This window comes from Candidatus Liberibacter solanacearum CLso-ZC1 (assembly GCF_000183665.1).
In the GTDB taxonomy this organism is placed as follows: Bacteria; Pseudomonadota; Alphaproteobacteria; order Rhizobiales; family Rhizobiaceae; genus Liberibacter; species Liberibacter solanacearum.
This window is the reverse complement of the sequence record NC_014774.1, coordinates 310,920-322,932: the sequence shown is the minus strand read 5'-3', so window position 1 is coordinate 322,932 and position 12,013 is coordinate 310,920. Positions and strand designations below refer to the sequence as shown.

Genomic DNA, 12,013 nt, shown 5'->3' with positions numbered 1-12,013 from the left:
TTGTCAACAATATTACTTAAAAATTCAAGTTGCCAAAACCAATTTTCCCTTTATCTAAAATGTAATCGCTGTCAGAGATCGTTCAAATCAAAAACTACTCAATAGCACGGAAATGTTTTGATAATTTTAATCCTTGAGCTTGATAATTAGATCCTCTTGTGTCGCCATAAAGATTCTCCGGCTCCTTCATCATAGACTCATATCTAAGTCGTCCAATAATTTGACTATGCTCCAAGAAAAAAGGAACATACGAACGCACCTCTAAAACAGCTTTTGCCCCAGACCCTTCCGGGTATCCAAATCCAGGATCAAAAAAACCAGCATAATGAACCCTAAATTCCCCTATCAGAGGGTTATATGGACACATCTCAGCTACAATTAAAGGCGGAATCTGCACAAATTCTTGCGATGCGAGAATATAAAATTCATTTGGATAAAGAACCAGTCCATTTCCTTCTTGGGAATACAGAGGATCCCAAAAATCAGCAATATCGTATGCCTTTTTAGAATCAACGTCGATTGCTGCTGTATGGCGTTTACTTCTATATCCTATAATTTGCCCACTGTTCCCTTCTCCCTTAAGATTCACAGATAAAGCAATACCTTCGTCTGAAAAATCAACTATGCCACCTTGAATTAAAGGTTTTTCTTGATGTAACAACAGTAATTTTTCTTTGGAAAAAACCTCTCTCTTGTACATGAATCTAAGCTGCGACAAACGAGATCCAGTCCTAACAGTAATCGGAAAGCTTAACGATAAAATTTCCAAATAAAGCCTTCCACAATAGTTTGCAGGAATGCAATCAAACTGCGAGTTCCTATCAACTAACACACGGGCTAATACATCAATTCTTCCAATAGAACTCTTAGGGTTTGCATAAGCATACATGCCCCCTTGGAGCTTAAGACTCTCCATTAGCGGAACAATATATACACAATTTTCCTCTAATACAGCTCCTTCTAAAAGGTCTATTTCATGTAACTTAAATCGCTCTATTCTATCTAATACCAAACCTTCATCCTTGGGCAAAAAACTTGCACTAACGCGATACGCTTTTGCAGAAAGACGCAAATCAAGGCTAGAAGGTTGCACCTGATCTTCTGCTAATGGACAATCAGCAATAATCTCCCCGTTTGCAACCAATTCAGTTATAAATTTATCTGGTAAGACTCCTATACCCATTTTGTGTCTATCCATGCTCCACTTAATACTATTTTTATAAAAATATTTACTATAATATCACAATTAGGATTTCATAATACCGCACCCATACCCGCACCTCTTGGAGTTTAAAGTTCTCCATTAGTGAAACTAATCTCTACAATTTAGCTCTAAAACAGATCCATGTAACTTAAACAGCTCTATTTTTTAACACCAAACAAATCTTCTGCCAATGGATAATCAACAATAATCTCTCCGTTTGCAAACAATTTAGTTATAAATTTGTCTACTAAGATCCTATGCCCATTTTGTGTCTATCCATGCTCCACTTATACTATTTTTATAAAAATATTTACTATTTAATCTCACAATTAGGATTTCATAATCCTGTACCCATGCCAACGCCTCATAAATATTTGCTTCAATTGACTTCCAAAGTTTTCTTATTTAGAGTACCGGTTATATTGTGTATTAAATCGTGAAGGGCCTTTAGGTTATTGATCAAATGAAGCGTACGTATAATCCCTCTAATATTGTCCGAAAAAGGCGCTGCGGTTTCCTTGTTCGAATGTCTACACGCAGCGGAATCAAGTTAATGGCTCGCCGAAGATCTAAGGGTCGTAAACGCTTGTCTTTTTAACGATCTTTAAATGTTGTTTCTATGCTAATTGCGGATGTATACTGTCAAAATGCTAACTATGAATTTTCAGATGCGTGGATGAGCAATATCTCTATACTTAAAAAATGCAGGCAATTTGCCTTAGTAAAAAAAGGGGAATCGAGGAAGGGTCCTTATTTTTCCTTAGAAGTATTGAACAATAACAATCCTAAAGGATTGTCACGTATAGGATTTACCGTAACAAAAAGACAAGGTTGTGCGGTTGTGCGCAATCGGATACGTCGCAGGCTAAAAGAAGTGGTTCGACTTTGTTCGAAAGATATTTTAAAACCTGGACACGATTATGTGATTGTTGCTAAACGGGATACCCTACTTGTCCCTTTCAAGGAACTCTGCACTCATTTCGTTGAACGTGTCCGTTACAATAAAAGGTTGTATCGTTCGGGAAAAATTTTCTCTAGGGAAACATGATGGAAAAAAATTGGAACTATTTTGCTGCCATTGCAATATCTGTGGCTATTGTATACGTTTGGCAACTCGTATATGTTCAACCTCGCATTGAGGCAATCAAAGAAGGAAAGAAGACTCCCCTCACTATAGAAAAACAATCTATTCAAAATACTATTGTTCCTATAGATAATCGTGCGCAAGCTTTATCTCGTTCCCCTCGCGTTGAGATTAATAGCCCTTCTCTTGCTGGATCTATCAATCTAAAAGGCGCTCAGTTTGATGATCTTAGCTTAAAAGGATATCGTGTTGATGTTTCTCGCAATAGTCCAATGGTCGCACTTTTAAATCCACTTAATACAGAAAACGCCTATTTTGCTGAGCTGAATTATATTTCTACAACCAATACCACGGTATTTCCTAATGAAAATACTGTCTGGAATCTGGTTTCTGGTCAAGTGCTCACACCTTCCAGTCCAATAAAATTAGCCTTTAAAAGCGCAAATAATATTTTGTTTGAACGCATAATATCCTTAGATGAAAATTACCTTTTTACAATAGTTGATACAATAACGAACAATGGCACGAATCTTATTAGTTTTTCCCCGTATGGAAAAATAACACGTTACAAGCTACAAAAGGAAAGCAATTCTTTTGGTGTACAAGAGGGATTTATAGCTGTTTTAGGAGATCAATCTCTTATAGAAAAAAAATATTCCGATATTGAAAAATCCAGCGTATCTAATTTTCATGAATCTAATAGCTGGCTAGGAATATCAGATAAATACTGGGCATCCGCCTTTATCCCGCCCAAGGAAAAATCATTTCAAAGCCGATTTGATTATTTTTCTGATGGTCGAGCTCGTTATCAAGCAAATTTTAAAATTAATGAAATTATTTTATCTCCTGGAAAATCTACCAAAACAACAAATTCATTGTTTGTAGGAGCCAAAGAGCTTCCTATAATTCAACATTATGAAAAAGAATTGGAAATTCCGCGTTTTGAAATGCTCATTGACTGGGGATGGTTTTATTTTATTGCAAAACCTATGTTTGCGCTTATGAGTTATTTTTATAATCTTGTAGGCAATTTTGGAATTGCGATTATGCTGACAACAATTTTTGTCAAAGCTCTATTTTTTCCACTAGCGAAGAAACAATATGTTTCTACCGCTAATATGAAAAATATTCAGCCAAAAATAGATGCGTTAAGAGAGAAATTTAAGCAAGCTTCTCCTCAAGTATTACAAAAAGAAATGTTGCAATTATATAAAACACATAAAATCAATCCTCTTGCAGGATGTTGGCCTATATTGCTTCAAATTCCAGTGTTTTTTGCTATCTATAAAGTGATTTCTATCTCTTTGGAAATGAGACATGCTCCTTTTTTCGGATGGATTCAAGATCTTGCAGCGCCTGATCCAACCAATATTTTCACCTTATTTGGCATTTTACCATTTCAACTGCCGGAGTTTATACATGTTGGTATTTGGCCTATAATAATGAGTCTATCCATGTTTTTACAACTGAAAATGAGCCCTCCTCCTACTGACAAAGGACAAGCAATAGTTTTGAATTGGATGCCAGTTGTATTTGTTTTTGCACTCTCTTCTTTTCCCGCTGGATTAATTATATATTGGTCGTGGAGCAACATTATATCTATCATTCAACAAACAGTGATCATGAAAATGTACGGTGCTAAGATTGATATAATAGATAGATTACGCTCTATGTTTGCAAAATCCTCTAATTCTAAATAACTACATATAATTGTTGCTGTTTTATTGCAAAACGATCTAAGACGGATAAAATTATTGATAAATCAAAAAATTTTTACCAAATCTATGTGGATTTTTTTAAGAGGAGTCCCAGAGATGAGGCTGTTACCTGAAGAAGGACCTCCTGAAATAGCTTTTTCTGGACGTTCTAATGTTGGAAAGTCATCCTTAATCAACATGTTGCTTAATAGAAAAAATCTAGCAAGAACATCTAATTCTCCTGGACGAACTCAAGAAATAAATTTTTTTATTCCAAGTGATTGTTCTGGAAGAAAAGACAATCTTCCTACAATGACTTTAGTTGATATGCCCGGATATGGTTATGCTAAAGCACCGAAAAAAAATGTTGCGGCATGGGGTAATTTAGTTGTTAGATACTTACGTGAACGCTCAACACTAAGATGTGTATATCTATTGATTGATTGTCGTCATGGGATAAAAAAAATAGATCAGGATGTTTTTGCCCTTTTAGACAAAGAAGCTGTTTCTTATCAAGTTATTCTTACAAAAGCCGATAAACTGAGCCCTGCTATGGCACAAGAAAAATTGGAAAATACTAAATCTCTATTACAGAATCATCCTGCAGCACATTCAGACGTAATTCTCACTTCTTCTATCAAAGGAAATGGAATAGAAATGTTACGAAAATCAATTCTTGAAACAATAATTTATTAGCCATAAAATTGGATTGTCGAAAATATAGAATTCTACCAATATTTTAATGAATATTTGTATAAAAATTTGTTTTACTTTTATACTTAACAATTGATTGCAATAGAGTGCTTGTTAATGACGGAAAATATATATCAATTTCACACAGATATTCTAGAACAAGCTCTACCATTCGTGCAGTTTTATGAAAACGAAACCATTGTCATAAAATATGGTGGGCATGTCATGGACTGCGTAGAACTAAGCAAAGGTTTTGCTGACGATATCGCTCTTTTAAAAAAAGCAAATATTATTCCTATTATTGTCCACGGAGGAGGCCCGCAAATAGGAGCTGTACTCGAAGAAATGGGCATGGAGTCCAAATTTAAAAATGGTCTACGTATTACAGATCAAAAAACAGCAGAAATCGTTGAAATGGTTCTTGCTGGATCAATTAATAAAAAAATAGTTTCTTTAATTAATCAAACCGGGACTTGGGCTATCGGCATATGCGGGAAAGATGGCAACCTAGTATTTGCGAAAAAACACCTCATAGATTCACTGTCAAATACCAATAAAAAAGTAGATCTAGGTTTTGTGGGAGAGATAATAGAGATCAATCGCACTATTCTTGATTTATTAACAAAATCAGGAATAGTCCCAGTAATAGCCCCTATCGCGCCTGGACGCGATGGCTCTACTTATAATATTAATGCAGATACCTTCGCTGGAGCTATAGCCGGAAAATTAAATGTTATCCGCCTTTTATTTCTTACAGATGTTCCTGGAGTTCTTGATAAAAATGGAGAATTAATTAGCAAACTATCTATAAAAGAAGCTCGTACTCTGATTAAAGATGGTGTTATTTCTGGGGGTATGATTCCTAAAATTGAAACTTCAATTGAGGCTATTGAAAATGGCGTAAAAAGCATTGCTATTCTTGATGGAACAAAACCTCATTCTATTCTCATGGAAATATTTACTAAAAATGGCTCTGGAACACTTTTAGTTCCTTAGATGTTTTGTTGATGAATATTAATTTTTGCAAAGCTTATTTATCGGTTAAAAATATTTTTATAAAACCATATGTATGGATATTCCCCTAATAGTCAATTATTGACTCTAATGTCACATAATATACTAAAATAAAATAATTGGTCATGGTATTATTAATCTCAAAATTCTGAATTCTATTCCTATCCATCTCTTTTCCATTTGAATTATCGTATGAATTCTTATATTTTTCAATTAATAAATTATAATTTGACAATATATATTGTTTTATAATAGAAGTACAACTATATGTATTCCTATTGATTATTCCACAACATCCCGTAGCGTTCTCTAAAATGTGAAGGTTTCTATATTCTGAAGATAATGCTCCTTTCTGACAAATATTGAAGAGAAACATATGTGTAAATCTAATGCCACTTCAAAAAAAGAATGTGACAATAAACCAAAAACTTGGACTTTCAAAGAAGTCCTTCAAATATACCAAATGCCATTTAATGATCTTTTGTTTTGGTCTCACACGGTTCACAGAAAAAATTTTGAACCAAACCATATCCAGCTTAGTAAGTTGCTAAATATTAAAACAGGAGGATGCCCAGAAGATTGTGGTTATTGTAATCAGTCTGTACATAACAAAACAAAGTTAAAAGCTTCAAAACTGCTAGACGTTGATCAGGTTCTAAAAGAAGCGCAACTAGCTAAAGAGAATGGAGCTACTCGTTACTGTATGGGAGCTGCTTGGCGTGAACCTAAAAAACGTGATATTGCTGTTATTGTAGATATGATCCGAGGAGTAAAATCACTTGGACTTGAAACATGTATGACGCTTGGAATGTTATCTTCTGAGCAAGCTCAAGAACTCTCTGAAGCAGGGCTGGATTACTATAATCACAACATTGATACTTCTGAAAGATTTTATCCTAATGTCATTACTACCCATACTTTTGAAAATCGATTACAAACATTAGAAAATGTTCGTAAATCAGGTATTAAGGTGTGCTGTGGTGGTATATTAGGGCTTGGGGAAACGACTGACGATCGTATTGATATGCTCATTACTCTAGCTAATCTTGCAACGCCACCAGAAAGTATTCCAATTAATTTGCTGATTCCAATCCCAGGATCAAAATTCTCAGAGAACAAAAAAGTAGATCCAATTGAATATGTCCGTATTATCGCAGTTGCTCGTATATTGATGCCAAAGTCACGCCTACGTTTGGCTGCAGGACGTGTAATGATGTCAGATGAACTGCAAGCTCTTTGTTTTTTTTCTGGAGCTAATTCCATTTTTGTAGGAGATACGCTGTTAACAGCTAAAAATCCTAACTACAACAAAGACACTATCCTTTTTGATCGCCTTGGATTAATGCCAGATTTAAATATATGACAACTGTAAAAATGTCTTTTTATGAGGAAAGACTGAAAAAAATTAAATCAAAAGGACGTTATCGTCAATTATTATGCCATCAAGATAAATTTGATTTAACTTCCCATGATTACCTTGGACTATCGTCATCTCCTTTATTAAGAGAAAAAATATTATCTTCTCTCAGCTCTGATATTCCTATCGGATCAGGTGGTTCAAGATTACTTCGTGGGAACTATAAACAACACATAGAATTAGAAGAGGAAGCAGCTGATTTTTTTGGATTTGAAAAAATGCTCTACTTTGGAAGTGGGTATTCAGCAAATCTCGCAGTTCTTTCAACTTTACCACAATCAAACGATCTTATCCTCTATGATAAATTAGTGCATGCAAGTATTCGTGAAGGAATAGAATTAGGAAAAGCACAATCTATTGCTATTCCTCATAATGATATACATGCCTTTACTGATGCTATTAATAAATGGCGTGGAAATGGAGGGCAAGGATTCCCATGGATTGTAGTCGAAAGTATTTATTCCATGGATGGAGACAAAGCGCCATTAAATGCTCTTACCAAGCTTGCTAATGATTATGATGGGTTTCTTTTTGTGGATGAAGCTCATGCTACTGGAGTTTGTGGTCCATTGGGTAAAGGAAGAGCATACAATATAAAAGAACGACATAATGTAATTGTAATGCATTCTTGTAGCAAAGCTCTTGGAACATCGGGAGCGCTCGTGGGCTCTAATAAAATATTGTATGATTATCTTATAAATTATGCCAAACCATTTATTTATACCACATCTCCTTCCCCGCTTCTAACAATAGCTACACGAGAAGCTCTACGAATCCTCAAGAGAGAACCAACTCTACATAACTCTCTTCTGAATCTTATTAATTTTACAAATAAAATTTCTAATAAAAAATTAGGTTTTTCAAGCCAAACCCACATACAACCGATTATCATTGGAAATGAAAAAGTAGCTCTGAACATAGCAAAAAAGCTTCAAGAAAAAGGTTTCGACATTCGTGCAATTCGTCCTCCAAGTGTACCAATTAATACAGCACGCCTGCGCATCAGTATTACGTTAAACATAGAAGAATCTACAATTATAAAATTTTTTGATATTCTTCCTCAAATTATTTCAGAGGAAAAATTATGAATTTACGTTTAGTCGTTACCGGAACAGATACATCCGTTGGAAAAACAATTTTTTCATCTGCGCTAGTACATGCATTGAATGCATACTATTGGAAACCAATCCAAGCCGGAATGAAGGAAAAAACAGATAGTGAAATTGTCCAAGAAATGGGACGTGTTCCACAAAGTCATATTATTCCAGAAAAATGGAAACTCAAAACACCCGCATCTCCACATTTATCCGCCGAAATAGATGGAGTTATAATTGATCCTAAAACAATTGATCCACCTCAATTAAACCATCCTATCATCATTGAAGGAGCCGGTGGTCTTCTTGTTCCTCTCACCACTAAATATCTATTTATAGATTTGATTGAACGGTGGAAATTTCCAACTATCTTGTGTGCACGCACATCACTTGGCACAATCAATCACACTCTACTTTCCTTAGAAGCCTTACGTCATCGTAATATAAAAGTTCTTGGAGTTGCTTTTATTGGAGATTCAATGCCAAAAGTAGAAAAAACTATTACAAAAATTGGACAAATTCCATGTCTTGGAAGGATGCCTAAAATTGATCCTATGGATCCTGATATACTTCATCAGAATTTTCACAAAAATTTTGCACAATCACTATTAAAGAAAAATGTTTATGAATAATTCAAACTATAAGTTTCCGATATGGCATCCTTTTGTTCAACATTTTTTCAATCCTACTTTTAACAAGATTATTAAGACACAAGGAACTTATCTTATTGATGAAGATCACAATAAGATTATCGATGCAATTTCTTCTTGGTGGGTTATTACGCATGGGCATTGTTATCCAAAAATCATGCGTGCCATACGATCTGCATCTAAAAATTATGATCAAATAATTTTCGCTGAATATACCCATGAACCCGCTGAAAAACTTGCAAAATCACTGATTAAAATTGTACCCCCAGGGTTACAATATGTTTTTTTCTCTGATAGTGGTTCTACTTCCGTAGAAGTAGCACTCAAAATGGCGCTAGGTTTTTTTTATAATAATAATATAGAACGTCATAAAATCGTTGTCATGGAACATGGATATCATGGTGATACAATCGGAGCTATGTCAGTTGGAATGCGTGGAGCATTTAATAATCCTTATCAACCTCTATTATTTGATGTAGAAAAAATTCCGTTTCCATATCCTCATTCAGAACAAGAAACTATTGATTGTCTTGAACAACACTGTCGCACCAAAAAGATTGCTGCTTTACTGATAGAACCACTAATACTTGGTGCAGGAGGTATGAAAACCTATCGTCCATATCTTCTAAAAGAATTTATACGGATAACAAAAAAATATGATACCCTTCTCATTGCAGATGAAGTGATGACTGGATGGGGAAGAACGGGCGAACTTTTTGCTTGTAATCATGCAAATATTACCCCAGACATACTTTGTTTATCTAAGGGAATAACAGGAGGTGCATTACCACTAGCGGCTACACTGTGCTCTGAAGAAATTTTTGATTCTCATGTATCTTCTGACCCTAGAAAAACATTTTTTCATTCTAGTTCTTATACTGCTAATCCTATTGCTTGTGCAGCAGCACTTGCTAATCTTAAAATATGGCAAAAAGAACCAGTAATGGAACGCATTAAAAATTTAGAAAAAATGCATGCTGATAAGTTGCTTTTATTCCAATCAAATAAAAAATTTATTAATATCAGACAAATAGGAACAATTGTAGCGCTTGATTTAAATGTTCAAAATAAAGGTTATTTTTTTAAAAAAAATGCAGAATTAAAAAAATTTTTCCGCGAAAAAAATATTCTTATCCGCCCTTTAGGGAATGTAATATACCTCATGCCTCCTTACTGTATAACATCAAGTGATATTGATCATATATATAATACAATTAATGAAACTGTTGATTTTTTGGAGTTATAGTTGATGAAAAGTTCTAGTTGTATTCTTGGATTCGGACATTCTGTTCCTAGCCAATGCATTCACAATTCGATAATTGAAAGACACCTAAATCTTAAATCTGGAATTATAGAAAAAAAAACTGGTATTAAATATCGATATTGGGCAGGAAAAAACGAAACGCTAACTGATATTGCAATACAAGCAGGAGATATAGCCTTACGCAACGCTAATATTAACAAGGATAGCATTGCTTTAACACTTCTTGCCACTTCAACTCCTGATCACTTATTACCACCATCATCTCCTGTAGTTACCCATCGCCTTGGACTTTTAAAATCCGGAGCTATTGATCTTACAGGAGCGTGTTCAGGTTTTCTTTACGCCCTTGTACTCGCTGATAGTTATATAAATTTACACCAAAAACCTGTTCTGATTATTGCAGCTAACCTCCTCAGTCGACATGTTAACTTAGAAGATAAAGATACAGCTATTATTTTTGGTGATGCTGCCGGAGCTATTGTACTTGCACCATCATCTTTGAAATATACAAGCGGTATTCTTGGAACTGAACTTATGTCAGATGGTAGTAAATATGATCTTATTAAAATTCCAGCAGGGGGTAGTACCGTTCCTACTGAAAAAAACTCGAATCCTAATGATTTTTTTATCCGTGTTACTGATGGATCAGATGTCTTCTATAATGCAGTTAAAATAATGACAGAATCTGCCCTAGAAGCATTAAAAAGAGCTCATCTAAAACCTGAAGACATTGACCGTTTTATCCCTCATCAAGCTAATACTCGAATTCTTCAAAAAGTTTGCGAAAAGATCGGTATTTCTAAAAAAACAATGGTGAACTCTCTAAGTAATTTTGGAAATTCTTCAGCAGCCACTATTCCTCTTTCGTTGTCTTTAGAAAACAAAAGGAAACCATTTCAGGCAGGAGAAAAAATCTTACTATCAGCTGTCGGTGCAGGAATGACTGGTGGATCTGTTGTTTTTATGATCTAACCAGCCACATATAGTGATAAATATACCTTGAAGCATGGCCACACGGGACCTGTTTATCCAGAGGTCTACTTGCATTAGACCAATATAAAGCAACTCTTGTGAGATACCTTATCCAGAACAAACAAAAATTCCTTACAAAGCTTGCCTCTCAGAAAAACAAGAAGGAATTATCACCGTCAGGTGATCGATATCTATGGCAAACACCATACTATAGAGCTCTCATATCTCATGCACCAAGAAAATACACCTTGGCATCAAACCATAAATACAACAGGATACCGTATCCCTATATCTCTAGATTCGGTCTAACGCTACTATAACCAAAAGCTAAAAGATCAAATTAAAAGTGCATAAATATACCAAAGGAGCAGATAGGATGCGACTGGGCATTAAATCTTCTAGAGTTGTTGTCTTTATTGAGCATGTTTATTGAGCATGAATATCATGATCCCCTTAAAGAAAGTGAGGAGAAAGATCATAAAAAATAAGTGATATCATCTGCTTACTATGCAGATATTAGATAGTCTTTTCATATCCACGATATTAATTGTTTCTCCTGGTATGTACAGGATTTTCAACGCATCCAAAATTTGTTGCTCTATGTTTTGGTTCATTGTAATAAGATTCCATAATACAATGGTTGCGGGGGTAGGATTTGAACCCACGACCTTCAGGTTATGAGCCTGACGAGCTACCAGACTGCTCCACCCCGCGACAATAATTTTGATCAATATACAAATAACAATAAAATAAGAACCCGCTTTTTATAGACCTGGCAGCGACGGACTCTCCCGCATCTTAAGATGAAGTACCATAGGCGCTAGGGCATTTAACGGCCGTGTTCGAAATGGGAACGAGTGCAGAAACCCCGCAAAAGCCACCAAGTCTATAAAAAACGAATGGAAAATGGTCTAAAACATTATA

Annotated in this window: 11 protein-coding genes, 1 tRNA gene and 1 rRNA gene; 10 read left to right on the top strand and 3 right to left on the bottom strand. The window is 35.0% G+C overall.

Annotated features, from left to right (window positions below):
• Nucleotides 1-94: 94 nt before the first annotated feature.
• The gene (locus tag CKC_RS01520) at nucleotides 95-1,183 is read right to left on the bottom strand and encodes a 2'-deoxycytidine 5'-triphosphate deaminase (RefSeq protein WP_013461721.1); all 1,089 of its coding nucleotides are present in this window, start codon (nucleotides 1,181-1,183) and stop codon (nucleotides 95-97) included.
• 484 nt (nucleotides 1,184-1,667) lie between these two features.
• On the opposite strand from CKC_RS01520, the gene rpmH reads away from it, so the two are divergent.
• The 10 genes from rpmH (at nucleotide 1,668) to CKC_RS01475 (ending at nucleotide 11,089) form a co-directional block, all read left to right on the top strand.
• Nucleotides 1,668-1,802, top strand: coding sequence for a 50S ribosomal protein L34 (gene rpmH / locus CKC_RS05910; protein WP_013461720.1), 135 nt, complete (start codon nucleotides 1,668-1,670; stop codon nucleotides 1,800-1,802).
• Nucleotides 1,803-1,880: 78 nt separating this feature from the next.
• Nucleotides 1,881-2,252: a ribonuclease P protein component gene (gene rnpA, locus CKC_RS01515; RefSeq protein ID WP_034442998.1), complete on the top strand. Its 372-nt coding sequence runs from the start codon at nucleotides 1,881-1,883 to the stop codon at nucleotides 2,250-2,252.
• Nucleotides 2,252-3,988 carry a membrane protein insertase YidC gene (gene yidC / locus CKC_RS01510; RefSeq protein WP_013461718.1) on the top strand — a complete coding sequence of 579 codons (1,737 nt, stop codon included), beginning with the start codon at nucleotides 2,252-2,254 and terminating at the stop codon, nucleotides 3,986-3,988. The genes rnpA and yidC overlap by 1 nt, the downstream gene beginning before the upstream one ends.
• 114 nt (nucleotides 3,989-4,102) lie before the next feature.
• On the top strand, nucleotides 4,103-4,681 hold the full coding sequence (yihA, locus tag CKC_RS01505; protein ID WP_013461717.1) for a ribosome biogenesis GTP-binding protein YihA/YsxC: 579 nt from the start codon (nucleotides 4,103-4,105) through the stop codon (nucleotides 4,679-4,681).
• A gap of 114 nt (nucleotides 4,682-4,795) precedes the next feature.
• A complete protein-coding gene (gene argB / locus CKC_RS01500) occupies nucleotides 4,796-5,674 on the top strand; it encodes an acetylglutamate kinase (RefSeq protein ID WP_013461716.1) in 879 nt (292 codons plus the stop codon).
• Between the two features lie 394 nt (nucleotides 5,675-6,068).
• Nucleotides 6,069-7,055, top strand: a complete 987-nt coding sequence (gene bioB / locus CKC_RS01495; RefSeq protein WP_013461715.1) for a biotin synthase BioB — start codon at nucleotides 6,069-6,071, stop codon at nucleotides 7,053-7,055.
• The gene (locus CKC_RS01490) at nucleotides 7,052-8,197 is read left to right on the top strand and encodes an 8-amino-7-oxononanoate synthase (RefSeq protein WP_013461714.1); all 1,146 of its coding nucleotides are present in this window, start codon (nucleotides 7,052-7,054) and stop codon (nucleotides 8,195-8,197) included. Before bioB ends, CKC_RS01490 begins: the two co-directional genes overlap by 4 nt.
• On the top strand, nucleotides 8,194-8,835 hold the full coding sequence (gene bioD, locus CKC_RS01485) for a dethiobiotin synthase (RefSeq protein ID WP_013461713.1): 642 nt from the start codon (nucleotides 8,194-8,196) through the stop codon (nucleotides 8,833-8,835). Before CKC_RS01490 ends, bioD begins: the two co-directional genes overlap by 4 nt.
• Nucleotides 8,828-10,099: an adenosylmethionine--8-amino-7-oxononanoate transaminase gene (locus tag CKC_RS01480; protein WP_013461712.1), complete on the top strand. Its 1,272-nt coding sequence runs from the start codon at nucleotides 8,828-8,830 to the stop codon at nucleotides 10,097-10,099. The genes bioD and CKC_RS01480 overlap by 8 nt, the downstream gene beginning before the upstream one ends.
• A gap of 3 nt (nucleotides 10,100-10,102) precedes the next feature.
• Nucleotides 10,103-11,089 (top strand): beta-ketoacyl-ACP synthase III, encoded by a 987-nt coding sequence (locus CKC_RS01475; RefSeq protein ID WP_013461711.1) that lies wholly within the window; start codon nucleotides 10,103-10,105, stop codon nucleotides 11,087-11,089.
• Between the two features lie 637 nt (nucleotides 11,090-11,726).
• Here CKC_RS01475 and CKC_RS01470 read toward each other — a convergent pair.
• Together CKC_RS01470 and rrf are read right to left on the bottom strand one after the other, a co-directional pair.
• A tRNA-Met gene (locus tag CKC_RS01470) sits at nucleotides 11,727-11,803 on the bottom strand.
• Between the two features lie 56 nt (nucleotides 11,804-11,859).
• A 5S ribosomal RNA gene (gene rrf, locus CKC_RS01465) occupies nucleotides 11,860-11,974 on the bottom strand.
• Nucleotides 11,975-12,013 lie beyond the last annotated feature (39 nt).